Annotated in this window: 26 protein-coding genes and 1 pseudogene; 14 read left to right on the forward strand and 13 right to left on the reverse strand. The window is 53.1% G+C overall.

The window, feature by feature from the left end; translation table 11 throughout:
- Positions 1–141 precede the first annotated feature (141 nt).
- The 3 genes from ACUTQW_RS06865 (at position 142) to ACUTQW_RS06875 (ending at position 2,070) form a co-directional block, all read left to right on the forward strand.
- The gene (locus tag ACUTQW_RS06865) at positions 142–714 is read left to right on the forward strand and encodes an LOG family protein (RefSeq protein ID WP_020439163.1); all 573 of its coding nucleotides are present in this window, start codon (positions 142–144) and stop codon (positions 712–714) included.
- Positions 715–816: 102 nt separating this feature from the next.
- Entirely contained in the window at positions 817–1,623 is an 807-nt protein-coding gene (gene xthA / locus ACUTQW_RS06870) for an exodeoxyribonuclease III (protein ID WP_006325800.1), read from the forward strand.
- A 45-nt stretch (positions 1,624–1,668) separates the two neighbouring features.
- The gene (locus ACUTQW_RS06875) at positions 1,669–2,070 is read left to right on the forward strand and encodes a pyrimidine (deoxy)nucleoside triphosphate diphosphatase (protein ID WP_006325802.1); all 402 of its coding nucleotides are present in this window, start codon (positions 1,669–1,671) and stop codon (positions 2,068–2,070) included.
- A 17-nt stretch (positions 2,071–2,087) separates the two neighbouring features.
- Here ACUTQW_RS06875 and ACUTQW_RS06880 read toward each other — a convergent pair whose 3' ends face one another.
- From ACUTQW_RS06880 to ACUTQW_RS06900, 5 genes and pseudogenes are all read right to left on the reverse strand, one after another.
- Positions 2,088–2,381, reverse strand: coding sequence for a DUF1496 domain-containing protein (locus ACUTQW_RS06880; protein WP_006325803.1), 294 nt, complete (start codon positions 2,379–2,381; stop codon positions 2,088–2,090).
- Positions 2,378–4,303, reverse strand: a complete 1,926-nt coding sequence (locus ACUTQW_RS06885) for a DNA topoisomerase III (RefSeq protein WP_004945367.1) — start codon at positions 4,301–4,303, stop codon at positions 2,378–2,380. Before ACUTQW_RS06885 ends, ACUTQW_RS06880 begins: the two co-directional genes overlap by 4 nt.
- Positions 4,303–4,617: pseudogene (locus ACUTQW_RS06890) on the reverse strand (hypothetical protein); the annotation flags it as partial. The pseudogene ACUTQW_RS06890 and the gene ACUTQW_RS06885, both read right to left, overlap by 1 nt.
- Positions 4,592–5,653, reverse strand: a complete 1,062-nt coding sequence (gene selD, locus ACUTQW_RS06895) for a selenide, water dikinase SelD (RefSeq protein WP_006325805.1) — start codon at positions 5,651–5,653, stop codon at positions 4,592–4,594. The gene selD and the pseudogene ACUTQW_RS06890, both read right to left, overlap by 26 nt.
- Positions 5,654–5,807: 154 nt before the next feature.
- Positions 5,808–6,359 (reverse strand): NAD(P)H nitroreductase, encoded by a 552-nt coding sequence (locus tag ACUTQW_RS06900; protein ID WP_020439164.1) that lies wholly within the window; start codon positions 6,357–6,359, stop codon positions 5,808–5,810.
- Between the two features lie 160 nt (positions 6,360–6,519).
- Between ACUTQW_RS06900 and sppA the strand changes: the two genes are divergently transcribed.
- The 4 genes from sppA (at position 6,520) to ACUTQW_RS06920 (ending at position 11,657) form a co-directional block, all read left to right on the forward strand.
- Complete coding sequence (gene sppA, locus ACUTQW_RS06905) at positions 6,520–8,376, forward strand: signal peptide peptidase SppA (RefSeq protein ID WP_445654828.1); 1,857 nt, start codon at positions 6,520–6,522, stop codon at positions 8,374–8,376.
- A 94-nt stretch (positions 8,377–8,470) separates the two neighbouring features.
- Positions 8,471–9,487 carry an asparaginase gene (gene ansA / locus ACUTQW_RS06910; protein WP_004945378.1) on the forward strand — a complete coding sequence of 339 codons (1,017 nt, stop codon included), beginning with the start codon at positions 8,471–8,473 and terminating at the stop codon, positions 9,485–9,487.
- Positions 9,488–9,511: 24 nt separating this feature from the next.
- Positions 9,512–10,144 (forward strand): bifunctional nicotinamidase/pyrazinamidase, encoded by a 633-nt coding sequence (pncA, locus tag ACUTQW_RS06915; RefSeq protein ID WP_006325811.1) that lies wholly within the window; start codon positions 9,512–9,514, stop codon positions 10,142–10,144.
- A gap of 232 nt (positions 10,145–10,376) precedes the next feature.
- Positions 10,377–11,657, forward strand: a complete 1,281-nt coding sequence (locus ACUTQW_RS06920) for a glycoside hydrolase family 18 protein (protein ID WP_166728935.1) — start codon at positions 10,377–10,379, stop codon at positions 11,655–11,657.
- 38 nt (positions 11,658–11,695) lie between these two features.
- On the opposite strand, the gene ACUTQW_RS06925 is transcribed toward ACUTQW_RS06920, so the two are convergent.
- The gene (locus tag ACUTQW_RS06925; RefSeq protein WP_004945385.1) at positions 11,696–11,968 is read right to left on the reverse strand and encodes a YeaC family protein; all 273 of its coding nucleotides are present in this window, start codon (positions 11,966–11,968) and stop codon (positions 11,696–11,698) included.
- 63 nt (positions 11,969–12,031) lie between these two features.
- The gene (msrB, locus tag ACUTQW_RS06930; protein ID WP_004945389.1) at positions 12,032–12,445 is read right to left on the reverse strand and encodes a peptide-methionine (R)-S-oxide reductase MsrB; all 414 of its coding nucleotides are present in this window, start codon (positions 12,443–12,445) and stop codon (positions 12,032–12,034) included.
- Positions 12,446–12,793: 348 nt separating this feature from the next.
- On the opposite strand from msrB, the gene gapA reads away from it, so the two are divergent.
- A complete protein-coding gene (gene gapA / locus ACUTQW_RS06935) occupies positions 12,794–13,789 on the forward strand; it encodes a glyceraldehyde-3-phosphate dehydrogenase (protein ID WP_004945391.1) in 996 nt (331 codons plus the stop codon).
- Positions 13,790–13,869: 80 nt separating this feature from the next.
- On the forward strand, positions 13,870–14,745 hold the full coding sequence (locus ACUTQW_RS06940) for a D-hexose-6-phosphate mutarotase (RefSeq protein WP_006325816.1): 876 nt from the start codon (positions 13,870–13,872) through the stop codon (positions 14,743–14,745).
- A gap of 207 nt (positions 14,746–14,952) precedes the next feature.
- On the opposite strand, the gene ACUTQW_RS06945 is transcribed toward ACUTQW_RS06940, so the two are convergent.
- Positions 14,953–15,717, reverse strand: coding sequence for a MipA/OmpV family protein (locus tag ACUTQW_RS06945; protein WP_020439166.1), 765 nt, complete (start codon positions 15,715–15,717; stop codon positions 14,953–14,955).
- Positions 15,718–16,145: 428 nt separating this feature from the next.
- On the opposite strand from ACUTQW_RS06945, the gene yeaG reads away from it, so the two are divergent.
- Positions 16,146–18,080 carry a protein kinase YeaG gene (gene yeaG, locus ACUTQW_RS06950; protein ID WP_006325823.1) on the forward strand — a complete coding sequence of 645 codons (1,935 nt, stop codon included), beginning with the start codon at positions 16,146–16,148 and terminating at the stop codon, positions 18,078–18,080.
- A gap of 64 nt (positions 18,081–18,144) precedes the next feature.
- Positions 18,145–19,416, forward strand: coding sequence for a YeaH/YhbH family protein (locus ACUTQW_RS06955; protein WP_006325825.1), 1,272 nt, complete (start codon positions 18,145–18,147; stop codon positions 19,414–19,416).
- Between the two features lie 28 nt (positions 19,417–19,444).
- Here ACUTQW_RS06955 and ACUTQW_RS06960 read toward each other — a convergent pair whose 3' ends face one another.
- Complete coding sequence (locus ACUTQW_RS06960) at positions 19,445–19,876, reverse strand: GNAT family N-acetyltransferase (RefSeq protein ID WP_006325826.1); 432 nt, start codon at positions 19,874–19,876, stop codon at positions 19,445–19,447.
- Positions 19,877–20,488: 612 nt separating this feature from the next.
- On the opposite strand from ACUTQW_RS06960, the gene ACUTQW_RS06965 reads away from it, so the two are divergent.
- Positions 20,489–21,061, forward strand: coding sequence for a type 1 glutamine amidotransferase family protein (locus tag ACUTQW_RS06965; protein WP_004945410.1), 573 nt, complete (start codon positions 20,489–20,491; stop codon positions 21,059–21,061).
- Between the two features lie 48 nt (positions 21,062–21,109).
- Here ACUTQW_RS06965 and ACUTQW_RS06970 read toward each other — a convergent pair whose 3' ends face one another.
- Together ACUTQW_RS06970 and ACUTQW_RS06975 are read right to left on the reverse strand one after the other, a co-directional pair.
- The gene (locus tag ACUTQW_RS06970; protein WP_006325828.1) at positions 21,110–21,799 is read right to left on the reverse strand and encodes an alpha/beta hydrolase; all 690 of its coding nucleotides are present in this window, start codon (positions 21,797–21,799) and stop codon (positions 21,110–21,112) included.
- Positions 21,800–22,345: 546 nt separating this feature from the next.
- Positions 22,346–22,504, reverse strand: coding sequence for a YqaE/Pmp3 family membrane protein (locus ACUTQW_RS06975; RefSeq protein ID WP_004945416.1), 159 nt, complete (start codon positions 22,502–22,504; stop codon positions 22,346–22,348).
- A 357-nt stretch (positions 22,505–22,861) separates the two neighbouring features.
- Here ACUTQW_RS06975 and ACUTQW_RS06980 point away from each other — a divergent pair, with 357 nt between their 5' ends.
- A complete protein-coding gene (locus tag ACUTQW_RS06980; RefSeq protein ID WP_004945419.1) occupies positions 22,862–23,038 on the forward strand; it encodes a GhoT/OrtT family toxin in 177 nt (58 codons plus the stop codon).
- A 52-nt stretch (positions 23,039–23,090) separates the two neighbouring features.
- Here the strand turns inward: ACUTQW_RS06980 and ACUTQW_RS06985 are convergent, their stop codons facing one another.
- Positions 23,091–25,208 carry a TonB-dependent siderophore receptor gene (locus ACUTQW_RS06985; RefSeq protein WP_062791855.1) on the reverse strand — a complete coding sequence of 706 codons (2,118 nt, stop codon included), beginning with the start codon at positions 25,206–25,208 and terminating at the stop codon, positions 23,091–23,093.
- A gap of 1,050 nt (positions 25,209–26,258) precedes the next feature.
- Between ACUTQW_RS06985 and ACUTQW_RS06990 the strand changes: the two genes are divergently transcribed.
- Positions 26,259–26,591 carry a hypothetical protein gene (locus tag ACUTQW_RS06990; protein WP_230554758.1) on the forward strand — a complete coding sequence of 111 codons (333 nt, stop codon included), beginning with the start codon at positions 26,259–26,261 and terminating at the stop codon, positions 26,589–26,591.
- 10 nt (positions 26,592–26,601) lie between these two features.
- Here ACUTQW_RS06990 and ACUTQW_RS06995 read toward each other — a convergent pair whose 3' ends face one another.
- Entirely contained in the window at positions 26,602–26,757 is a 156-nt protein-coding gene (locus ACUTQW_RS06995; protein WP_004945427.1) for a hypothetical protein, read from the reverse strand.
- Positions 26,758–26,816: the final 59 nt, after the last annotated feature.

The raw sequence follows: 26,816 nt of genomic DNA on the forward strand, positions 1-26,816 counted from the left end.
GTAGCCTGTCGCATCACTAATCAAAATAGTTGCACGTCACATTTATCAGTTACCTTAACCATTGACCTCACGCTCAGCTTGAACTCCGGTCAACAATTCGCTATACCACTGACTTCTTTAATGCAGTAAGGAAAAAAGTGCATGCGTAACAATATCTGCGTTTTTTGTGGTGCCAGCGAAGGCGCTAACCCTGCTTATGCCGATAATGCCCGGCAATTGGGCCGGACGCTTGCCAGCCAGGGCAGACGTCTGATCTATGGTGGCGGTAAAAAAGGGTTAATGGGCATTGTGGCGGACGCAGTGCTTGAAGCCGGTGGTGAAGCCGTGGGTATCATTCCTGAACGGCTGGTAGAAGCAGAAACCGCGCATCGTAGTCTGACCGAACTGGAAGTCGTGCCGGACATGCACACCCGCAAAGCACGCATGGCGGCCCTGGCGGACGGTTTTATCGCCCTGCCCGGCGGTATTGGTACTCTGGAAGAACTGTTCGAGATCTGGACCTGGGGCCAGATCGGTTATCACAGCAAACCGGTTGGCCTGCTGGATGTAAACGGGTTCTATCGCCCGTTGAACAATTTCCTGCAGCATGTAGCCGATCAGGGCTTTATGCGCCATGACTACCTCGGCACCCTGCACCTCAGCGAATCACCGCATACCCTGCTGCAACAATTCGACGATTACCAGCCAAAGAATTACGATCGCTGGGCAAAATAACGCGGCTTGCCGGCGGCGGCAGTTGCCGCTGGCCTGCGTTACATTTCTGGCCAAACTCTGCTACTATCTCAACACATTTTTCTCGCGAAAACGGCACCGCTCATGAAGTTTGTCTCTTTCAATATCAATGGACTGCGCGCGCGTCCGCATCAACTGTCCGCAATTATCGAACAGCACCAACCCGACGTGATTGGCCTGCAGGAAACCAAAGTTCACGATGACATGTTCCCGCTGGAAGAAGTCAGCCAGCATGGCTATCACGTGTTCTATCACGGCCAAAAAGGCCACTACGGCGTCGCACTGCTGACTAAAGATGAGCCGATTGCCGTACGCCGCGGGTTCCCTACCGACGATGACGACGCGCAGCGCCGCATCATCATGGCCGATCTGGCCACACCTCAAGGCACATTGACCGTAATTAACGGCTATTTCCCGCAGGGAGAAAGCCGTGACCATCCGACCAAGTTCCCGGCCAAATCACGCTTCTACCAGGATCTGCAGAACTACCTGGAGCAGCAACTTTCCGTGGAATCGCCGGTGCTGGTGATGGGCGACGTAAATATCAGCCCAAGTGATTACGATATCGGGATCGGTGAAGAAAACCGTAAACGCTGGTTGCGCACCGGCAAGTGCTCCTTCCTGCCGGAAGAGCGCGAATGGATGGACCGTTTGCTGAACTGGGGCCTGGTAGATACCTACCGCCATGCCAACCCGGGACGCAACGATGAATTCTCATGGTTTGACTACCGCTCACGAGGGTTCGATGAGAACCGGGGTCTGCGCATCGATCTGCTGCTGGCCAGCACGCCGCTGGCGGCGCGTTGCACTGCAACCGGCATCGATTACCAGATCCGCGGGATGGAAAAACCGTCGGATCACGCCCCAGTCTGGGCAGAATTCTCGCTGTAATTCCTCCAACCCCGGCAACTGCCGGGGTTTCACGCTGTGGTACGCATGAAAATTATCGACGTCGTCGCTGCCATCATTGAAAAAAATGGCAAAATTTTACTGGCTCAACGCGATGCAAACAGCGATCAGGCCGGCTTATGGGAGTTTCCCGGCGGTAAGGTCGAGGAAGGCGAAAGCCAGCCGCAGGCGCTGGCCCGTGAGTTGGATGAAGAGTTAGGGATTATGGCGAGCGTAGGGAATTACGTCGCCAGCAACCAGTGGCAACACAACGAACGCATTATCCGGCTGCATGCCTGGCGTATTGAAGCATTCAGCGGCGAATTGCAGAATCGCTGCCATTCTGATTTTGTCTGGCTAACACCGGAACGGGCGTTCGACTATGCCCTGGCCCCGGCGGATGTGCCGCTGTTAGCGGCCTATATTGCCTCTTTGCCGCCCAAGAGCTAAACGGCAACGTTACCTCGTCACTTTTTCAAGCGGATCCAGATCAACGGATTGGTGCCAACCACGTTGGGATCGCGAGTGCATTGCAGCACTTCCCCTTCGACCTTGAGCACCGCCCCTTCAGAATAGTGTTGATCCTGATAAATGCAGCACCGGCTGCAAGGCTGTGCTGCCGGCTGGGCGGCGGCGTCTTTCGCCGTGCCCCAGATTTCCGGCGCCACCGGCAACACTACATCCACATCACCACGATTGGCCGCCGCAACAGTGGAAAACAACAGCCCACCTGCGGCCAGCATCAGTAACCCATGATTCACTCGCTTTTCTCCCGCGCCTTGCCGGCGCTTTTCTTGCGTTTTTTTGCCCCGGCGGAAGGCGACGGCGGCAACCCGCGAAACGCCATACTCGCCCGGCTTTGCTTGGCCTGATAAATCAGCTCCTGCAAAGTACCTACCAAGGGTTGCATAAAGTCCTGATAGCGGCAGGATTTTTCACTGATTTGCGTCAGCGTAGCCTCCCAGTTGGCCGTCATATCAGGGCGAGCCGCAATATCCGGCAGCGAATGGATCAACGCCCGACCGGTCTCGCTGGAATGAATATAACGCCCTTTCTTGTACAAAAACGCCCGCTTGAACAGCAACTCAATGATGCCCGCACGCGTCGCCTCGGTACCTAAACCATCGGTCGCTCGCAGGATTTTCTTTAGCGCTTTATCTTGTACGAAACGCGCTATGCCAGTCATGGCAGAAAGCAGACTGGCATCGGTGAAAGGCCGCGGAGGCTGAGTCTGGCGTTCCACCACCTCACCACGTTCGCACAATAGCTCATCATCTTTCGCCACCACCGGCAACGGAGAACCTTCGTTTTCTTCGTCGCGTTCTTTGCTGCCCAGCAGCGTCCGCCAGCCCGCTTCGGCCAGGAAACGCGCTTTGGCAACAAATTTCCCCCCGGCGATATCCAGCTCAATCACGCATTTGCGGAACATGGCATCCGGGCAAAACTGCATCAGGTACTGGCGCGCCACCAACCCGTAGACGTTCAATTCGTCCTGACTGAGGCTCACTTTGCTGGCGCGGGCAGTAGGAATAATGGCATGGTGGGCATCAACTTTTTTATCGTCCCAGCAACGGTTGCGGCGATCGCTGTCGATCACCGGCTGCGGGTAAAGATCCGGTTGATGAGCGCTGATCGCGTTAAGCACCGCATGACGCCCGGCAAAATGTTCTTCCGGCAGATAGCGGCAGTCGGAACGCGGATAGGTGATCAATTTATGCGTTTCATACAACCGCTGGCAGACATCCAGCACCTGCTGCGCACTCAGGTTGAAACGTTTGGAAGCCTCAATCTGCAGCGTCGAGAGCGAAAACGGCAGCGGAGCGGTATCTGATTCCCGTTTATCATTATAGGACGTGACCAGCGCAGGCTGGCCCTCGATGCGTTTAAGCACGTGCTCCGCCAGCGGCCGATGCAGCAGACGCCCTTCTTCGTCCTGATAAGGCTCGCAAGAATCACTCGGCTGCCAAAGCGCGACAAAGCGCTCTTCCTTTGGCGTCACGATGTGCGCTTTGACTTCAAAGAAGTCTTTTGGCACAAAGTTTTCAATCTCTTCATCACGCCGCACCACTAACCCCAACACCGGCGTCTGCACCCGCCCAACGGACAACACGCCGTCATAGCCGGCATTTCGCCCTAAGATGGTATAGGCTCGGGTCATATTGATGCCATACAGCCAATCAGCGCGGGAACGCGCCAGCGCGGAGACGCACAGCGGGATAAAGTCGCGGTTGTCACGCAGCCGTTCTATAGCGCGCTCCACCGCCTGCGGGTTGAGATCGTTAATCAGGCAACGGCGCACGCTGTGACGTTTTTCCGGCGTCAACGCCAGATAGTCCAGCACCTCATCCACCAGTAATTGTCCTTCGCGATCCGGGTCACCGGCATGCACGACCTCGTCAGCATCATGTAATAGCTTTTTAATCGCATTAAGCTGTTTACTGACCGAGGGACGCGGCTGCAGTTGCCACTTTTCGGGGATAATGGGCAGATCCGCCAGCGACCAGCGCGCATAGCGGCTATCGTAGGCATCCGGCTGCGCCTGCTCTAGTAAATGGCCCACACACCAGGTGACCACATCATTGTTGCCACAGGCAATAAACCCGTCACCGCGACGATGCGGTTTGGGAAGAACGTCGGCAATGGCGCGCGCCAAACTCGGTTTCTCGGCAATAAACAGTCGCATTATTCACCGTTATTCTGGCTGTACGTCATCAGGAATTCTCTTACTTCAGCATCATTCCCGCGGAAAGCGCTCCGTCGGGATTTCTTTTCCAATTGATAGTGATACATCTGATCATAGTCGTGCCGCAACACCGGCACCAGCCACTTCTGATGCGCGTCACCCTTGCCGCCGGCATGCTGGAACTGCAACGCCCATTCAGGCCGTTGCGTCGGCAACGGGAAGCGTTCCATTAGGCGACGGCCACCATGCTGTTTTTTCAGCAATAACACAGCCAGACGATTCTCAAAATCAATCTGCGTGTTTGACACTAACAACCTCAATCAGCGGCTTGCCCGACCTCGGCGAATGCAATTCACCGATGGCGGTTAGCTGAACACCGTGGCGCTCGGCAATCGCCAGCACCTGCTGTTCTGCTGCGGGAAGCACCGCCAGCAACAGGCCACCGGAAGTTTGCGGATCGCACAACAACTGGCGTTGCAGATCGGTCATGTCACCAATCAGGTGCCCGTAGCTGTCAAAGTTACGCCCAGTGCCGCCCGGCACGCAGCCTTCGGCAATATAGCGTTCGACATCCGGCAGTTTCGGCACCTGATCAAACCATAACGTCGCCTGCAAATCTGAACCCTGACAAACTTCGCTCAGGTGGCCCAGCAGGCCGAAGCCGGTGACGTCGGTCATCGCCGTCACGCCGGCGACCTCGGCAAAATCCGCCCCCGGTTTGTTCAGTTGACACATCACTTCCGTCGCCAAGCCTGCATGTTCAGGGCGCAGTTTGCTTTTCTTCTCCGCGGTGGTCAGCACGCCAATACCCAGTGGCTTGGTAAGGAATAATTGGGTGCCGGCTTGCGCTGCGCTGTTTTTCTTTACCCGGTCGGTATTGACGATGCCGGTTACCGCCAGGCCAAAAATGGGTTCGGGGGCATCAATCGAGTGGCCACCGGCCAGTGCAATACCCGCCTGCTGGCAGGCGTAACGCCCGCCGTCAATGACCTGCTGCGCCACTTCCGGCGACAGTGTGGCGATCGGCCAGCCGAGAATGGCTATCGCCATGACCGGTTTGCCGCCCATGGCATAGACGTCGCTGATGGCGTTGGTGGCGGCGATGCGGCCGAAATCGAACGGGTTGTCGACGATCGGCATAAAGAAGTCAGTGGTACTGATGATGCCAACGCCGTTGCCGATGTCATACACCGCAGCATCGTCACGGGTCTCATTGCCAACCAACAAGCGCGGATCGACAAACTTTTCCCGTTCGCTGTGCAGAATGGTTTCGAGAACTTTCGGTGAGATTTTGCAGCCGCAGCCTGCACCATGGCTGTACTGGGTCAAACGGATCGCTGGCGATGTCATATACCACTCCCTTCGGTTAACGGCATTCAAGATATCATAGGGTAGCGCTTGCCGACGGGATTGATAAGAGCGGGCTGCCGATAACCGTACAGCCTGCTCAGAAACAACGCAGAATTGCGGGATCCGGCGCATTTTCGCGCAACCCCGCAGGGGATCAGAAGTAACTGACGAAAGATGTGCTGTCGGGGGCGACAACTTTAGTAGCGGCTTTCAACTGTGGCGTGCCCAGATAGAGGAAACCGACGATTTCGTCTTGCTCACGGCACCCAAAAGCTTCGCGAACCAGTGGGTGTTCGGTCCAGGCACCCGTGCGCCAGATCCCGTTGAAGCCCTGCGCCAGGGCGGCCATCTGCATCGCCTGTACCGCGCAACCGGCAGAAACCACCTGCTCCCAACGCGGCACCTTGGTTTCTTCGTTGCAATGCGCCACCACCGTGATGATAAGCGGGGCGCGGAACGGTGCCTTTGTGGCCTTTTCTACCGCAGCGTCGTCCAGTTGATCCTGTTTCGCAGCAGTTTGTAACAATTGGCTGAAACGCTCCAGACCCTGATTCTCGATCATCACAAAGCGCCACGGCTGCAGCGCCCCGTGATCGGGCGCACGAAGGCCCGCATTGATGATATTCTGGCGAATATCCCCCGTTGGCGCTGGGGCCGCGAGGCGTGATGCAGAACGGCGATTCAGTAAAAGATCCAGTGCATCCATCGTAAACTCCCAATAATAATTTTCATTACGATCACGTTAACATAGCTCAACGGTGAGTTACAGCCTCGGCGATAGCTCCCGTGACTCACGATTTAAAGCTGACTTTTCTTCGGCCGCTCATTAGGATAGCGGGACATTCTCGACTCTTGTTGGAGAGCACATGCGCACATTGTGGCAAATCATTGCCGGCGTTTTCAGGTGGACATGGCGTCTGCTGAACTTTATCAGGGAACTGATCCTTAATCTGTTCTTGGTGTTGCTGATCCTGGTTGGGGTCGGTATTTATCTTTCATTCCAGAGTTCCACTACCCCTGCCGTCCCGACGAGCGGTGCGCTGCTGGTTGATTTGAGCGGCGTGGTCGTTGACCAACCGTCAATGAACAACAAAGTACGCCAGTGGGGCCGCGAACTGCTGGGCGCTTCCAGCAACCGTCTGCAGGAAAACTCGCTGTTCGACGTGGTCGACAGCATCCGCAAGGCCAAAGACGACAAAAACATTACCGGCATGGCATTGCAGTTGAATGACTTTGCCGGCGCCGATCAGCCTTCGCTGCAGTACATCGGCAAAGCACTGCGCGAATTCCGCGATAGCGGTAAACCGATCTTCGCCATCGGCGACAGCTATAACCAGACGCAATATTATTTGGCCAGCTACGCCAACAAGGTTTACCTGTCACCGCAGGGCGCGGTCGACCTGCACGGCTTTGCCACCAACAACCTTTACTACAAATCGCTGTTGGAAAAACTCAAGGTCACTACCAATATCTTCCGCGTCGGCACCTACAAGTCGGCCGTGGAACCCCTGATCCGCGACGATATGTCACCGGCGGCGCGCGAAGCCGACAGCCGTTGGATCGGCGGGCTGTGGCAAAACTATCTGGATACCGTGGCGGCCAACCGTCAGATCACTCCGCAGCAGCTGTTCCCGGGCGCGGCAAGTGTACTGACCGGCTTGCAGGCGGCCGGCGGGGATACCGCCAAGTTTGCGCTGGACAGCAAATTGGTGGATGAACTGGCGTCACGCACCGTTATCGAGAACCAACTGATCAAAACCTTCGGTTGGGATAAACAGGCGAATGATTTCAACGCCACCAGCATCTACGATTATCAGCCAAAACCAACGCCGGATCAGGGCGGCAAAATCGCCGTGGTGTTTGCCAATGGCGCCATCATGGATGGCCCGCAAACGCCGGGCGCCGTTGGGGGGGATACTACCGCCGCGGAACTGCGCCAGGCTCGTCTTGACCCGTCAATCAAAGCGGTGGTGTTCCGCGTGAACAGCCCAGGCGGCAGCGTCAGCGCCTCCGAAGTGATCCGTTCTGAACTGGCTGCAGTGCGTGCTGCCGGCAAACCCGTGGTGGTGTCGATGGGCGGTATGGCGGCCTCTGGCGGCTATTGGGTCTCTACGCCGGCGGACTACATCATCGCCAGCCCGAGCACCCTCACCGGTTCCATCGGCATCTTCGGGGTCATCAATACTTACGAGCAAACGCTGGACAGCATCGGCGTGCATACCGACGGCGTCGCAACTTCGCCGCTGGCGGACCTCGCCGTGACAAAGGCGCTGCCGCCGGAATTCTCGCAAATGATGCAGTTGAATATCGAGAACGGGTATAAGAACTTTATCGATCTGGTTGCCAAATCACGCAAAATGACGCCGCAACAGGTCGATCAGATCGCTCAGGGCCACGTGTGGCTTGGCAGTGACGCCAAAACCAATGGCCTGGTCGATCAGTTGGGCGATTTCGACGATGCGGTGAAGAAAGCCGCCGAGTTGGCGAAGCTGAAGCAGTGGCAGCTTAACTGGTTTGTCGATACCCCAAGCCTGACCGACATGGTGCTCAGCCAATTTGGCGTGTCAATTCACGCCATGTTGCCGGCGGCCATTCAGTCGATGCTGCCGGCTCCACTGGCATCCGTCGCCATGGCGGTGAAAGAACAACCTGGATTGTTCAATAATCTGAACGATCCGCAAAACCGCTATGCCATCTGTTTGACCTGCGGAGAGGTTCGCTAACAAAATAATCCTGAGCCCGGCACACGCCGGGCTTTTTTTCTGCCGTTATCCCCCTATAATTCAGCCCATCTTATTTTCTGTTAAAACAATTACTATGCAAAAAAAATCCATTTACGTCGCCTACACCGGCGGGACCATCGGCATGCAACGCTCTGAACAGGGCTACATTCCGGTTTCCGGCCACCTGCAACGCCAACTGGCGCTGATGCCTGAGTTTCACCGGCCGGAAATGCCGGACTTCACCATTCATGAATACGCACCGCTGATCGACTCTTCAGACATGACGCCGGAAGATTGGCAGCACATCGCCGACGACATCAAACGGAATTACGATAGCTATGACGGCTTCGTCATTCTGCACGGTACCGACACCATGGCCTTCACCGCTTCAGCGTTGTCGTTCATGCTGGAAAACCTGGCCAAACCGGTGATCGTGACAGGTTCGCAAATCCCACTGGCAGAACTGCGCTCAGATGGCCAAACCAACCTGCTTAACTCGCTCTATCTGGCCGCCAATCATCCGGTAAACGAAGTCAGCCTGTTCTTCAACAACAAACTGTTTCGCGGTAATCGCACCACCAAAGCGCATGCAGACGGCTTCGACGCCTTTGCTTCGCCCAATCTGCCCGCGCTGCTGGAAGCCGGTATTCACATTCGCCGCCAGAACGGCATCGACAGCCCGGTTTGCAACGGCGAACTGCAGGTCCACAACATCACGCCGCAACCGATCGGCGTGGTGACGATTTATCCGGGCATTTCCGGCGCTGTGGTGCGCAACTTCCTGCTGCAACCGGTGAAAGCGCTGATTCTGCGCTCTTATGGCGTGGGCAATGCGCCGCAAAAAGCGGAGCTTGTCGATGAATTACGCGATGCGTCCGAACGCGGCATCGTAGTGGTGAACCTGACCCAATGCATCTCAGGCCGGGTGAACATGGAAGGTTATGCCACCGGTAATGCCTTGGCCCATGCAGGGGTCATCAGCGGCTTTGACATGACCGTCGAAGCGGCGTTGACTAAACTGCATTATTTGCTGAGCCAACCGCTGACGCCGGAGCAAATCCGCAGCCAGATGCAGCAAAACCTGCGCGGCGAGCTGAGCATTACAGGCTAAGTCTACCCAGATTACGGAGCCGAGATGAAAACCGCCCTGTTGTTAATCGATTTGCAAAATGATTTTTGCCCCGGTGGCGCGTTAGCGGTGACGGACGGCGATGCCACTGTTATCGCCGCCAATCAGGCGATTGCCGCCTGCGTGGCGCGCGGTGAACCGGTAGTCGCTTGCCAGGATTGGCACCCCGCCAATCATCGCAGTTTTGCGGTAAATTCAGGGACTGAGGTCAACACGCAAGGTGAGTTGGCAGGATTGCCGCAGGTGTGGTGGCCGGTGCACTGCGTGCAGGAAAGCCACGGGGCGCAATTGCATCCGCAGTTGCACCGAGAGGCCATTGCCGAGGTGTTCCGTAAAGGTCAAAACCCGGATATCGACAGCTACAGCGCCTTCTTTGACAACGGTCACCGAGCGCAAACCGCGCTGGACGGTTGGCTGAGGGCGCAGGGCGTCACTCACCTGGCTATCATGGGGCTGGCGACCGATTACTGCGTGAAGTTTAGCGTTCTGGATGCACTGGAACTGGGATATGTGACCTCAGTGATTACCGACGGCTGCCGCGGTGTCGATTTACAGCCAGGTGACAGCCCAAAAGCGTTCCAGACAATGGAGCTGGCCGGAGCGCAGCTCGTTACCCTGTCACAATTCATCGCACATTGATTCCAGCGGGCGCCCCAGGCGCCCGCTTCTTCTCCCTCGGGGCAAATCTCGACATCGCTCACATTCCAACCATTTTCCCGTGATTACATCTTGTTCCCAGACGTTGCTTTTGCTGTTATGACCGCTGATGCCTTCGCATCAATCGGTTATACGCATCCGGGGCCCCTTGAGCCCGGCTTTATGTTACCGCCTCAGGCGGTTTCGGTCGGCCTTGCCGACCAAAGGAGATAACATGGCATTACCCCGTAGGCTGCTGCCTTTGCTGGTAGCGGTGCAATTAGGCATGGCCGGAGCCGGCATGGCTCACGCGGCTTCTTACCTGTCCGTCGGTTATTTTAACGGTGGCGGCGACGTCACTGCCGGCCCCGGTGGCGATATCAACAAGCTGGATGTCACCCAAATCACCCACCTCAACTACTCTTTCGGCCTGATTTACAACAATGAGAAAGAGGAAACCAATCCGGCGCTGAAAGACCCGGCTCGGCTGCATCAGATCTATTTATCGCCGAAGGTTGAGGCCGATCTGAAGCTGTTGCTGGTGTTGCGCAAACAAAACCCTGAGTTGAAGGTGCTGCTTTCCGTTGGCGGTTGGGGAGCGCGCGGTTTTTCCGGCGCCGCCGCCACCCCGGAAAGCCGGGCAATATTTATCCGTTCGATACAACAGGTAATTCAACAATTTCACCTCGACGGCATCGATCTCGATTGGGAATATCCGGTCAACGGTGCCTGGGGCCTGGTCGAAAGCCAACCGGCGGACCGCGCCAATTTCACCCTGCTGCTGGGGGAATTGCATAAAGCGCTGGATAAAGGCAAATTGCTGACCATCGCCGTCGGCGCCAACGCAAAAAGCCCACAGGAATGGGTCGATGTAAAAGGCATTGCGCCCTATCTCGATTACATCAACCTGATGACCTACGACATGGCGTATGGCACCCAATATTTCAATTCCAACCTGTATGACTCTAAACAGTGGCCAACCGTCGCCGCCGCCGATCGTTACAGCGCCAATTTCGTGGTGGATAACTACCTGGCAGCCGGACTGAAGCCCGCACAGTTGAACCTGGGCATCGGCTTTTACGGCCGGGTGCCCAAACGGGCGACGGAGCCGGGCATCGATTGGGATAAACCGGATGCAGCCAAAAATCCGGTTACCCAGCCCTATTTCACCGCACGTGAAACCGCCGTGTTCAAGTCACTGGGGTTGGATCTGACCAAGGACAGCTATTTTAAGTACAACGATATCGTCAGCAAACTGCTGAACGATCCACAGCGCCGCTTCAGCGCCCATTGGGACAACGACGCCAAGGTTCCCTACCTGACCCTGCAATCCGCCGAGGGCAAACCGTTGTTTGCGATTTCGTATGAGAATCCGCGTTCGGTCGCGATCAAAGCTGACTACATTAAAAGCAAGGGGCTGGGCGGCGCCATGTTCTGGGAGTATGGCGCAGACGACAACAATCGGCTGGCACACCAGTTGGCGGAATCATTGGAGATAAACGGCGGGAAACGCTAAACCGACAGGGCGATGGTTGCATCGCCCTGCCTTCGGATTTATTGCGGCTTCAACTTAACCAGCGGTTCGGCAACGAACTGCTGTTTCAGTTCCTGCTTGCTCTTCATCACTATCTGGCCGTCAGTGCCAATAGTCATATGCTGCGGATCGGCATTGTTCAACGATTGCCACAACATCACCGCCTGCAGACTGTTTTCTTTCTGTTCCGGCGTCAGCGCAACGCCGTCTGGCCATTTACCCAGTTCTACCGCCTGTACCAGGCGCTGATAGATCTCCGGGGTCATTGCGGCAATCAGGTCTTTCACGTCCATCAGAGCATTTCCTCACTCGTGGAAGAATAATTAGCTGAATCGATTTTTCTGGCAGAATAATCCTCAGCCGGCTGTTTTTTCGCCGTTCTCGCCGTCGGTAAAACTCAACGAAGCCGAGTTAACGCAGTAGCGTTCACCGGTAGGCTGCGGGCCATCGGGGAATACGTGCCCCAGATGAGCGTCGCAGTGGCCGCAACGAATCTCGATCCGATGCATATTGTGTGAATTATCATCAATATAACGAATCGCATCATCGGATACCGGCTCATAGAAGCTTGGCCAGCCACAGCCGGAGTCATACTTGCTGTCGGAATAGAACAGCGGATGGTTGCAACACAGGCAATGGTATACACCTTCGCGCTTATTGTGCAGCAATTTACCGGAGTACGGCGCTTCAGTGCCCCGTTCCTGGGTCACATAACGTTGGATTTCATTCAGTTCCGTGGCCGGATGGTCAGGGGTTGTGTCTTTAGCCATTTGCGTGATTCTCTGAATGTGGATAATGTCAACGAAAACAATGAGTAATAATAACAAAAAATTAACAACATTGCAGTGCTTTTTGGCCTAAACTGTAGCGCATAAAGGTCACGCTGCGGCGTTATGTGATACCGATCACATATATGAAGTAGGGTGACTTTATACTTGGCGGTTTGACCCCATATAACGGATGAGGCCGAACGCAAACGGAATGTGCAATAAGCAAGCAGATCAAGCCCCGTGATTTGATTTGCAGCAAGAATTGACACGATTCCGCTTGACGCTTGGTAAGGTTTTTGTAATTTTACAACCAACCTTTTATTCACTAACAAATAGCTGGTGGAATATATGACTATCAAAGTAGGTATCAACGGTTTTGGCCGTATCGGTCGCATTGTTTTCCGTGCTGCTCAAGAACGTTCTGACATCGAAATCGTTGCAATCAACGACCTGTTGGACGCAGAGTACATGGCATACATGTTGAAATTTGACTCTACTCACGGCCGTTTCAAAGGCACTGTAGAAGTCAAAGACGGCCATCTGGTTGTTAACGGCAAAACCATCCGTGTTACCGCAGAGAAAGACCCGGCTAACCTGAAGTGGAACGAAGTGGGTGTTGACGTTGTTGCAGAAGCGACCGGTATCTTCCTGACCGACGAAACCGCACGTAAACACATCACTGCAGGCGCTAAGAAAGTTGTTCTGACCGGCCCTTCAAAAGATGCGACCCCAATGTTCGTACGTGGCGCAAACTTTGAAAAATATGCTGGCCAGGATATCGTTTCCAACGCATCTTGCACCACCAACTGCCTGGCTCCGCTGGCTAAAGTTATCAACGACAACTTCGGCATCGTCGAAGGTCTGATGACTACCGTTCACGCGACCACCGCTACTCAAAAAACCGTTGATGGCCCGTCTCATAAAGACTGGCGCGGCGGCCGCGGCGCATCCCAGAACATCATCCCTTCTTCTACCGGCGCAGCTAAAGCAGTTGGCATCGTTCTGCCAGAACTGAAAGGCAAACTGACCGGTATGGCGTTCCGCGTTCCAACTCCAAACGTGTCTGTAGTTGACCTGACCGTTCGTCTGGAAAAAGCAGCGACCTACGAAGAAATCAAGAAAGCCATCAAAGCCGCTTCTGAAGGCTCTATGAAAGGCGTTCTGGGCTATGTTGAAGACGAAGTGGTTTCTACTGACTTCAACGGCGAAATCCTGACTTCCGTGTTTGATGCCAAAGCGGGTATCGCGCTGAACGACAACTTTGTGAAACTGGTTTCCTGGTACGACAACGAAACTGGCTACTCCCACAAGGTTCTGGATCTGATCGCTCACATCTCCAAATAATGGAATGATGGAAAGCTGATAATGAGGGGCGACATTTTGTCGCCCTTTTTTTGTTTCTGCGGCGAACTAAAGGCAACCTAATGAACGAAAAAATTTTCACCCTGCCCGTTACCGAACAAATTTCACCTTACATCAGTCAACGTCAGCTCGAAGAACTGCCGGTAGTGGTCGTCTCTCACCCGAAAGTCCGCGCCGCTGTTGCGCTGCAAGGCGCACACCTGTTAGCCTGGCAACCTGCCGGTGATAAGCCGGTTATCTGGCTGAGCAACAACACCCCCTTTAAAAAAGGCAGCGCCATTCGCGGCGGTGTGCCTATTTGCTGGCCCTGGTTTGGCCCGGCAGCGCAACCCTCGCACGGTTTCGCCCGCAATCAACCCTGGAACCTGACTGCGCACGATGAAGACGACAACGGTGTCATTCTGACCTTTACCCTGAAAGACAATGAGCAAACCCGCAAGCTTTGGCCGCATGCCTTTACGCTGATTGCCCGTTTCAAGCTGGGTGAAGAATGCGAGATTGAGCTGGAGTCACACGGCGACTATCAGGCTACCGCAGCGCTGCATACTTATTTCCAGATTGGGGATATTGAACAAGTAAAAGTAGCGGGCCTCGGCGAACCTTATATCGACAAAGTGGCCGGTGGAGCAGAAGCTCGTCAGACCGGAGACCTGGCATTTATTGGTCAAACCGATCGGGTCTATACCCAACCAGACTCTTTCAGCCTGATCAAAGATCCTTCTCTGCAACGCACCATTGAGGTTCATCACCATCATATGAGCGATGTGATTGCCTGGAACCCAGGCGTGGAGCTGTCCTGCAGCATGGCAGACATGGCGAATGACGGTTATAAAACCATGGTTTGCGTGGAAACCGGCCGTGTCAGTAAACCGTTGGTGGCCGCAGGCGAACAACCAGCCCGGCTGGCGGTAACCTTCCGCAGCCGTAAAAAGGCTTGATGTTTATAGGGCGGCGAGCCAGTCGCCCTGTTTCCCCCTTGCCCCCTCGAACGACATATCGCACTATACCCGCGTTACCCGCGTTACCCGCGTTACCCGCGTTATGCCCGTACTTAACGCATACTGCGCGCGCACCGCAGATGTGCAAAAGGAGCGCAAGCGCCCCTTTATGATGCAGTCATTGCACAATATTCGTGCAATTTTCTTTTAGAAGCTGTAGCTCACACCTGCCATCAGCAACCCTGTGTAAGATTTATCCACCATTGGGCTGTCTTTCACTTCATTAGACAGCCGGATGTAACGCCCGGTGAAGAAAGCATCCCAGTCCTTGTTGATCTGATAATTGGCGCTCAGTTCAACGTAAGGTGCCCAGCTGTCGCCCGGCTTGTAGCTGTCCAGACCACTGCGGCGAGATTCGTTATCGCTGACACCGTAGTAGTATTTGTTCTGGTTTTTGCTGTTCCACATCACGCCCACACCAGGAATCAGGGTCAAGGCGTCTAAATCGAATTTGTAGAGATAAGCGACATCCCCTTCCAGACCGTTGCTGTTGTCCAGAGTATCACCGGTAAAGGTGGAGCGGATCGAGCCCCAATCGGCATTATGGGTATAAGCCAGGCCAGCCATCAGCGTGCCGCGTCGTTTATCCAGACGCTTCATGCGGTCGTCATCGCTGTCGCCGGGACGAAAACCAAACGGCGAGTAATAACCCATTACGCTCAGTTGGTTTTCCTGATCTTTCCACAGGTAGTAACCGGCTGTCAGCGTACGGAAGTAGAAGTCGTCGCCTTCATAGTTAATGACAGGCATCGGATAGACGCGAGTCTTATAACCACGGTACGCGTCAGGGCTAACCAGCGCTGCAGCACCGAGTGACCAGGTTCCTGCCTGAGCACTTTGCGCAAAAACCATTGCGGAAGCGACAATTGCTAACGTTTTGAGTTGAAAATTTTTCACTGGTTCTTTTTCCATAAATAACAGAGTTAATTGCCGACTTAGTTTATGTGAAAATGCCGTTACGCGCCTAATCTTTACAATAGAAAACAACCAAGATCGAATAAGTTAGATCAGAAATATGAATTAATCATGGCGGAACAATGACGTTTTTTGCCGCAAGCCGCGCCAGACAAGGCGTTTGCTCATCCTTGTCACAACTGAGTCATTGATATGACTTAAAAAAAGCTTTTTATGACGCAGGAAATTTTCCGGTATGCCAACTAAGCTTAATCAGAAGGCGAATTTATCCTGAGCCCAGTGGCAATACAACGCAACTCGCGATAATAAGCGTATCAAGTTGGCATACGGGTTGCTGTACTCAGGTAATAACTTCTTCTTTCGGGAGCCAAAACACTATCACCAGCTCCCTTTAACCTGTGCTAATAACGAAAAGGACGGGCATCATGAACATATTTGACCACTATCGCCAGCGCTATGAAGCTGCCAAGGACGAAGAGTTCACACTGCAGGAATTTCTTACCATTTGCCGGCAAGATCGCAGTGCGTATGCCAATGCGGCCGAACGTCTGCTAATGGCTATCGGTGAACCTGTTATGGTCGACACCGCGCTTGAGTCACGCATGTCACGCCTGTTCTCCAACCGCGTGATCGCACGCTATCCGGCTTTCGAAGAGTTCTACGGTATGGAAGAAGCTATAGAACAAATAGTTTCTTACCTGAAGCACGCCGCGCAGGGGCTCGAAGAGAAGAAACAAATTCTTTACCTGTTGGGCCCGGTGGGCGGCGGGAAATCATCGCTGGCAGAACGTCTGAAAGCGCTGATGCAACGCGTGCCGATTTACACTTTGAGCGCCAACGGCGAACGCAGCCCGGTCAACGACCATCCGCTGTGCCTGTTTAACCCGCAGGAAGATGCCAATATTCTGGAAAAAGAATACAACATCCCGAACCGCTACCTCGGCACTATCATGTCGCCGTGGGCCGCAAAACGCCTGCATGAATTTGGTGGCGACATCACCAAATTCAAAGTAGTGAAAGTGCGCCCTTCCATTCTGGAACAGATAGCCATCGCCAAAACGGAACCGGGTGATGAGAATAACCAGGACATCTCTGCGTTGGTCGGTAAAGTGGACATCCGTAAACTGGAAAACCACGCCCAGAACGATCCGGATGCCTACGGTTATTCAGGCGCTCTGTGTCGTGCCAACCAAGGGATTATGGAGTTCGTAGAGATGTTCAAAGCACCGATCAAGGTGCTGCACCCTCTGCTTACGGCTACCCAGGAAGGTAACTACAACGGTACCGAAGGCATCTCCGCCCTGCCGTTCAGCGGGATTATTCTGGCTCACTCCAACGAATCCGAGTGGGTGACTTTCCGTAACAACAAAAACAACGAGGCCTTCCTCGACCGCGTTTATATCGTCAAGGTGCCGTACTGCCTGCGGGTGTCGGAAGAGATGAAAATCTACGACAAGCTTCTTGATCACAGTGAACTGACCCATGCGCCTTGCGCCCCCGGTACGCTGGAGACGCTGGCACGCTTTACCGTGCTCTCTCGCCTGAAAGAGCCGGAAAACTCGAGTATTTACTCGAAAATGCGCGTCTATGACGGTGAAAGCCTGAAGGACACCGATCCAAAAGCCAAGTCGTACCAGGAATACCGCGACTACGCTGGGGTCGATGAAGGCATGAATGGCCTGTCCACCCGTTTCGCGTTCAAAATCCTGTCGCGGGTATTCAACTTCGATCACGCCGAGGTAGCCGCCAACCCGGTGCACCTGTTCTACGTACTGGAACAGCAGATCGAGCGTGAACAGTTCCCGCAGGATCAGTCGGAAAAATATCTGGAACACCTGAAAGGCTATCTGATCCCGAAATACGCCGAATTCATCGGTAAAGAGATCCAGACCGCTTATCTGGAATCCTACTCGGAATACGGTCAAAACATTTTTGACCGCTACGTGACCTATGCAGACTTCTGGATCCAGGATCAAGAGTACCGTGATCCGGATACCGGCCAGCTGTTCGATCGCGAATCCCTGAACGCTGAACTGGAGAAAATCGAGAAACCAGCCGGCATCAGCAATCCGAAAGATTTTCGCAACGAAATAGTCAACTTCGTGCTGCGTGCCCGTGCTAATCATAGTGGCCGTAACCCTAACTGGACCAGTTATGAGAAGCTGCGTACCGTGATCGAGAAGAAAATGTTCTCGAACACCGAAGAGTTGCTGCCGGTGATTTCGTTTAACGCTAAAACCTCAACGGATGAGCAGAAGAAACATGACGACTTCGTCGACCGCATGATGGAAAAAGGCTACACCCGCAAACAGGTTCGCCTGCTGTGTGAATGGTATCTGCGGGTCAGAAAGTCTTCATAACGGCTAATGAGAATTAGCGTCATGGAGATGGCGTAGAAAGTTGGCAACGTCGTTTGGGGGAAGTATGGCGTATTTTATTGACCGACGGCTTAACGGCAAAAACAAGAGCATGGTGAACCGCCAGCGCTTCTTGCGCCGCTACAAGTCGCAAATCAAACAGTCGATTGCCGAAGCCATCAACAAGCGTTCGGTCACCGACGTGGACAGCGGGGAGTCGGTTTCAATCCCCAATGGCGATATCAACGAGCCTATGTTTCATCAAGGCCGCGGTGGCACTCGCCACCGCGTTCATCCCGGTAACGACCATTTTGTGCAGAATGACCGTGTCGAACGCCCTCAGGGCGGCGGCAGCGGCGGGGGTGGCGGTCAGGGAAACGCCAGCCAGGATGGCGAAGGCGAGGATGAATTCGTCTTTCAGATATCCAAGGACGAATACCTTGATCTGCTGTTTGAAGATTTGGCGCTGCCGAACCTGAAAAAAAATCAGTATAAGCAACTTACCGAGTACAAAACTCATCGGGCCGGTTACACCGCCAACGGCGTGCCGGCCAATATCAGTGTGGTGCGTTCGCTGCAAAACTCACTGGCGCGACGTACCGCCATGACCGCCGGAAAGCGGCGTGCCCTGCATGAGCTGGAAGGCGAGCTCACCCAGTTGGAAAACACCGAGCCGGTGCAATTGCTGGAAGAGGAGCGGCTGCGCAAAGAAATTGCCGAGCTGCGCAAAAAAATCGAAAGCGTGCCCTTTATCGATACTTTTGATTTACGTTACAAGAACTATGAACGTCGTCCTGAACCTTCCAGCCAGGCGGTAATGTTTTGCCTGATGGACGTTTCCGGCTCCATGGATCAGGCAACCAAGGACATGGCTAAACGTTTCTATATCCTGCTCTATCTGTTCCTGAGCAGAACCTATAAAAACGTCGACGTGGTGTATATCCGCCACCACACCCAGGCGAAGGAAGTGGATGAACAGGAGTTCTTCTACTCGCAGGAAACCGGCGGCACTATCGTTTCCAGCGCGCTAAAACTGATGAATGAAGTGGTTGAAGAGCGTTACGACCCGGCTCAATGGAACATTTATGCCGCACAAGCCTCGGATGGCGATAACTGGGCCGATGACTCACCGCTGTGCCACGAACTGTTGGCGAAAAAACTGCTGCCGATGGTGCGTTATTACAGCTACATTGAAATCACCCGCCGTGCCCACCAGACGCTGTGGCGCGAATATGAAGACCTGCAGGCCAAATTCGATAACTTTGCCATGCAGCATATCCGTGAGCCGGACGATATTTATCCGGTATTCCGCGAGCTTTTCCATAAGCAAACGGCATAATGTTTATTAAAACAGCCAGTTAATCTTGTTAGCTGGCTGTTCCTTTTACAGGAAAAAAGAACACCCTCTCAGGATCGTTTTCATCCAGGTTTTCAATACAACCGCTCTCAGTAAAGCCGGCTTCCAGTAACAGCCTCTTCATGGGTAAATTCGAACCGTTAGTTGAGGTAAACAGCTTGGGGCGCTCGCAAAGCGATTTTAATTGTTCGAGTAACTTTCGCCCCACGCCTCTGCGTCGGAACCGCTCATCGACCATAAGAATGTCGATAAACCCATAACCGTAAAAGTGATAGTGCAGCACGCCATAAGCCACTATTTCGCCAGCAAGCTCTGCAACATGGCAGACACCGGCCTCGCACCACTCACGGATCTCGGTGTGACGATGCAGATCATGCGATGCAAGGGTATCAAAACCGATCAACACATTAATATCCTGCATTGTTGCAAGGCGAAAAATCATTTTTCCTATCCTCGTCTTTCTTGCCATTAGCACAATCAGCGCTGAGGTAATTCCTAATTACGTTTTCTTTACGCGTTGCTCATTGCTTAGATTGGGAATATTCCTATTTAATGAGTTGGCAAATTGCAATCTTAGGTGAGTGCTATGGAACTACTTCCAATCGCAATCATCGTCGTTTTGATGGCAGTTGTCGTATTTTCCTTTGTCCTCTATTGGCGGCAAAGAAGAACAAGTACTTTCAACACCAAGCGGAAACGACGTTAGGACGACTATCCACAAGGACGTGGTCCCACAGTAACGCTGACAAGCTGCCCCATCACCGCGCAAAACCCTCTTTGAGGATATTCTGATACATGCAGCGCCTTGAACCTTTCACTTGTCCATAAAGTTTCCGTGGGTTAGTGTCACCTTCTGAAGGTCCACACCACCTCATAACCAGAATAAAATCCAATAGCTAGACTATCATCCCTTAATCCCGCCGTCGTGCGGGATCTTTTTAACGCCAGGAAAAATCCCCCCTGCCAGAAATTGACAGTAGCGCCCATTAAACTTGGGATCCTGCGGTAAACCATTCCGCGGACCATTTTCATCCTCATAGGGAAATACACGCCAATGACACGTGCCATAACTCTTCTTACCGATAATTTTTCCGATTGGGAAACCGCGCTGATCAACTCCACTTGTCGAGGCTATTACGGTTTCGATACCCGTTTCGCTTCACCCAAAGCCACCCCCATCGTTTCCTCTGGAGGGATGCTCGTTACCCCGCAGCTATCCATTGAAGCCATCGAACTCGATGATGTTGACCTGTTGATCGTCTGCGGCGGTACGGCATGGCAAAGTGGACAAGCGCCAGACATCACCGCGTTGGTCGCCGAGGCTCACCGAAAAAACATCGTCGTCGCCGGTATTTGCGATGGAACTCGCGTATTGGCACAGTCGGGCGTGCTCGACAATCTCCGCCATACTTCCAATTCAGCGGAAAATCTGTCGCAACTGAACTATGCGGGAGCCGCGTACTATCAGGATGTGCCTTACGCCGTTGCCGATCAACGCGTCGTCACCGCGCCCGGCACCGCTCCCGTCAGCTTTATGGCCGCGATCCTTGGCGTGCTTGGTTTTAACGACGAGAATCTTAAAGCCTATTTGGCGATGCATGCGGCCGAACACAGCAAGCCTGTTTAACCGGCCTGCGGCAAAAAACCGCTGTTGCAAGGCCTTGGTAAGGATATTTCATGAGGTGCTCGCCGCCTCATCAATCAAAGCGACCACTTCTTTTGGGTGCGAGGCAAGCGACGCATGGCTGGCATTCAACGTAATCACTTTTTTAGCGTTCAACCGGGCCGACATGCGCTGCTGATTCTCAGGCGAAATCATCCGGTCGTCGCTGGAAATTTGGTACCAGGAAGGTTTGTGCTTCCACGCAGGCTCATTGATAACGTTACCGAAGGTGCTGGCCAGCGGAGCCTTTTGCGTCACCGCCATCACCAGAGCCTCATCAGAGGAAAGATCCTGGCCGAAGCTTTCATGGAACTTGTCCGGTTTAATCCATAAATAACCGTCGCTGTCCGGCACCAGGTTAGCCATCGCCGCCGGAGGATGTTCCTGCGTGATACCGCCAGGGCTTTCCCCGGTATCCGGCGCAAAGGCGGCGATATACACCAGCCCGACCACGTTGGGTTGGTTACCCATTTCGGTAATAACCGCACCACCATACGAATGACCAACCAACAAAACCGGCCCTGCCTGCTGAGCCACCATTTTGCGCGTACGCTCGGCATCATCGGCCAACGATGTCAGCGGCATTTCTACGGCGTGTATCGAGTGATAACCTTTACGTGACAATTCGCCAATCACCTTACTCCAGTGAGCGGCCCCACCCCAAAATCCATGCACCAGGACTACTGTAGGTTTTGTATTCATACCTGATTCCTTCTTTAAGATGACGGCGTTACGCCGGCCCGCCTGTGCAAGGTCAAACGCCGTTTAGACCTATGATATATAGTTCACCCCAGCAGATTCCGGCAATAGCTACGAATAGTTAACGCGGCTGGACGCCCCCCTCCTGACGTTCCATTCACCCCGCGTCATTTCCCAGATGTCTGATGGCATGCCCACGCAGACGCCTCCCACAACCAAACCTAAACGCAGTTGCAAATCAGCATGAAAACCACTTTAAAACTAGGATTTTTACCCATTAGGATATAAAATCCCATGTAAAAACAATGGGAAGTAAAAACACCAAACATCAAAAGGGAATTTTCACGTGAAGGAAATGATCTCCATCCTTTTCATCGTAAGTCTGTTGGCGATGCTTTTTTCATGGTTGTTTGTCTACGGCCTCAACATTTATTAGACGGCTGAACGGCGTAAAAAACCCCGGCATGCGAACGCATACCAGGGTTGAGAGTCTCGGACTACATGAACATGTCCCCCAGTGCAAAACGGCTGGGCCAGATGATGGCACCACTACTGTTTAGTCTGGATCCAGAAGGCATGAATCAATCCAGGGAAATAGCCCAACACAGTCAGGATAATGTTGAGGATAAAAGCCCCGCCGATACCTTTATCAAGCAACACACCCAGCGGCGGTAGAATAATGGTAAATACGATTCGCCAAAAACTCATACTCTCTCCTCACGTTCTCCAGGGCCTACCAACATATTATATCTGCCAAACGCTTTCAAATTATCCGATTAATTGGGCAACCGCGAGCAGTGGGGAATTATGTTCTTCCGCATCGCCAATACGGCCGCCGAACAATTTCCCCCCACCGAAGATTCCTGAGTTTCCCCCGCGGGTAAACCTATGTCCTGATTTCTCCCATTATCGCTAACAGGAGCCGTCCCGTGCACGTCAGAGCCTAATAACAGCATTAATAATATGGTTATAAATAATAAACTAAATAAACAACTAATAAGCATTGATTATGTGGAATTAAGCCCCTAGAATTCGCGGCTTAAAAATACAACTGGGATAGGTTTCATGTCACCGCTGTGGGTTGCGACACAATATTTCTATTTAATAGGCCTTTTAGTTTCTATGGTTTTTACCTATTTAGTCAGCCGGGATACCATCAAAATTCGTTTTATCAGCGCGTTGACGATTGGTTTGACCTGGCCGCTAAGCCTGCCGGTGGTGTTGCTTTTCTCCCTGTTCTAGCAATGTAAAACCGCCCCGTCGGCAAAGCGACGGGGCGATACGGCCCCTTTCCTCAGAAATCGTACCCCAGGGTAGCCACCACAGAACGTTCCGCCCCCCAATAGCAATAGCCGGTGCCATAACAGGCCGCGACGTATTTCCTGTCGGTCAGATTATTGACGTTCAACTGAACGTAGGCGCCTTTCATTGATGGGTTCACGCTGCCCAAATTCATCCTTACCGAGGCATCCACCAGCGTCACCGAAGGAATGCGCAGCGTATTTTCATTGTCTGCCCACTGCTTGCCGATATAGCGTACCCCAGCGCCAAGATCCACGCCGAATCCGGCCGCGTATTTACCCCACAGAGAAGCCATTTGGTCGGGGGCCAGATACGGCGTATTGCCGTTGTTGCCATCGATCGCGTCTTTAAACTTCACCTTGTTGTAGCTGTAGCCGGCAATCAGATCGAAACGTTCGCTGATCTTGCTGCGCGCTTCCAGTTCAATCCCCTGCGAATGCACTTTGCCGGCCGGCAGATAATAACTTTGCTGCACCACCCGGTTGGCAACGTCTTTCTGCGTCAAATCGTACAATGCCACGCTGTAAATCGATGAACTGCCTGGCGGCTGATATTTCAACCCCACCTCATACTGCTCACTGGTGCTCGGTTTCAGCATGTGTCCGTTTTGATCGGGCAGCGCCTCAGGCGTTACCGCCGTACTGTAGCTGGCGTAAGGTGAAAGACCGTTATCAAAGTGATACAGCAAGGAGGCACGGCCACTGAAATTATCATCGCTGCGCGCATCGCTGGTACCGGTATTGAGCGTCGTATTTTTAGACTCGATACGATCGAAGCGGCCGGACAGGTTCAGATACCAGTTCTGTAAGTTGATTTCATCCTGCAGATATACGCCGCTCTGCTCGTAGTGGCGCCTGGAATCGGTATGCGTCAGGCCGGTTAACGCCGCCCCGCCGGACACACCGGTATAAGGATTCAGCTGCGATGCACCAGCAGATTCTTCCCACAAATTATTGCGAAAGCGCTGATAGTCCAGCCCCAGCATAACCTTATGATCCAGCGCCCCGGTGGTAAAGTCGGCTTCCAGTTGGTTATCGACGGCAAAGGCGTCCAGCGAAGTGGCAGAACCGCTGTAATAACGGTTCAGCAAACGGTGATCGTCATTCCAGCCAATCTGATACACCTGTTGCAACTCAACATTGGAATGGGTGTAACTGGCATTCTGACGGAAAGACCAGACGTCGTTAAAACTGTGAGAGAAGGCATAGCTGTAGATTTGCTCCCAGCGCTTGAACACATTCCGGCTGCTCTCACCGTCAAAGAATCCGCGCCCCAGTTTGTCGCCCGAGCTGGAATAGAGGCTGCCATCGGCCGGCACGGCACTGTGGTAACCGCCGGAAGGATCCTTCTGCAGGTAGGCCTTGAGCAACAGCGAGGTATTTTCATCCGGCTGCCACAGCAATGAGGGGGCGACGGCATAGCGTTCTTCACGCTGATGGTCGTACATGGTTTCGCTGCTGCGCGTCATGCCGGTCAGCCTGTAAGCCCACTGTTCAGACAGCGGTCCGGTCACATCGAAGGCGCCGCCCTGAGTACTGTTGTTGCCTGCCATCAGGTTAACGTGCCCTTCCGTGGCGAACTGAGGCCGCTTGGACGTCAGCGCGACCAATCCACCCGGAATGCTTTGCCCATACATCACCGAGGAGGGTCCTTTGATGACGTCGACGCGTTCCAGGAACCAGGGATCAACCTGCAAGGCGTTATAGGTGCCACCGTCACTCAACAAACGCAGGCCATCAAGGAAAGTGTTATTGACGTCACCGCCATGAAAACCGCGCAATGCAATGGTGTCATAGCGGGTGGCGCCACCGGAAAAATTGGTGAAGACGCCCGGAGCATATTTCAGCGTATCGTTAACCGTCTGGGCATTCTGATCGGTCATCTGCTGCCGAGTTACTACCGAGATCGACTGGGCCGTCAGGGCTAACGGTCTGTCCGTTTTCGTCGCACCCTGGCTGGTCGTAGCCTGATAGCCCTGCGTCGCCGCCTCCGCCGTATCGGCAGATTTGGCAGTGACAACCAAAGTATCCTCAGCCAACGAGGTGAGTGGCAGGAACATGGCGAGCGCGCAGAACAGACGCGATCGTTTAACCGGAAAATGCATCGACATCTCTGTAACCCCTGGTAAATACTCAAAATCACGCCGAATAAGATTCTCTGTCAGCAACGCTGGCTGACAACGTGCAGCGGATCTATCAGTGCACTGAATCCAATGAAAAGATAATATTAATGATAATTATTATCTTTATCGACAAAAAGTTTCAAGCATAGCGACGCTTTTTATGAGCGGGGAAAGTGTTTCATCGTCACTGAAAAACCAAGGGTGTAATCTGGGTTAGTAGACTGAAATAAAAGAAGTAAAAAAATGCCAGCGCGAGGCTGGCAACAAAGATTGGAAGCAATGTGAGCAATGTCGTGCCGGCTTGGGTGGCACATAAGGAGACAATCCTTCTACCCTTACCGACCACTAAATGATAACGACTATCATTATCCATTGTAAAGTGCTTTTTATCTACCTCTTTTTGTCAGTGCACAAGGGTGACTCATCGATGCTTTGTCCTGCCAAGCCAACGATATAAACCCAATATCGCAAAAAAAATGGCCGCCACCAGGGCATTGACTGAAAGCCATACCACTAATATGGGCACAAGGGTCTGATAGATCGGAATCCCGCGTGCAGCAGCGAAGGGATTGAGATGCCAGGATCTAATAAGAAAAAAGGGGTTCAAGTTAAACCATTGGCAGAACAAGGCGATGAGCGTCGGCGGCAGGAAAAAGTAAAGCCCCAACGTGGCAACCAGTAAACATACCGTAGAGTGACCGTTTTTATAATTTTTCATATCAATGTAGTGTCATTACTCTTTCGCTGAAAATACCCTGGACGTTACCGTTTGAACAGACCCAGCAGGCGCTGATTAGTTCCCGTTTGGGGGTAAAATAAAGCCCGTTTGGCGTTTAATTTTCATTTAGCTCTTCGGTGTTATAACGCTATCCAGCTCAGGAGGCCCCAATGATACCGGACTATTGCCCTATCTCGCCAAACACCCAAAAACTCAAAGTCATCTATGGTTGGTATATATATGCCGTCTATACACTGTTGATCTTTAATATCTACCTGGCTGTGTATAACGTCTGCGTCAGGCATCCTATTGAATCGCCAATGATCTCATGGTTTCACAGCCTGTTCATCGCATTTATACTCTACCAATTGCTGAAAAAACGAACGCGTTTTGCCTGGTTAATGCTGGCCTATTTTATTCTGATGCGACTCTATTACGCCAACATATTGCATATCGAATTTAATTCCTGGAGCCGGGGATTGGTATTCGTGATCCTGACAGTGATGTTCACCGGTACGGTTGCTCTGGGACAACTCGCAACGCCGCCGTTGCGTCAGGATTGGCTGGCGCGATTAGGCTGGCGGCAATGGGCTACGTTAGCCTGCCTATCCGGGATACTGACGCCATTGATCACTACCGATTATCTGGGTTGACGACGGTCGTTTATTTTGGAATATGCGGCTCGGAGATATCAACCATACGGCACAGCTTGGTGTAGTTACTGGATTGCTCGCACAGTTTATCGGTGACGTAAACACCAAGGTAACCCAGTACCAGCACATAGGCGGCCATGCACAGAATAAAAATCAACGTTCTCACCGATAGAACCAACCTGACAACAATACCTTGAGCATCATACCTTGATTTCCCTGCTTTAG

It is taken from the genome of Serratia sp. TSA_7, from assembly GCF_052692135.1.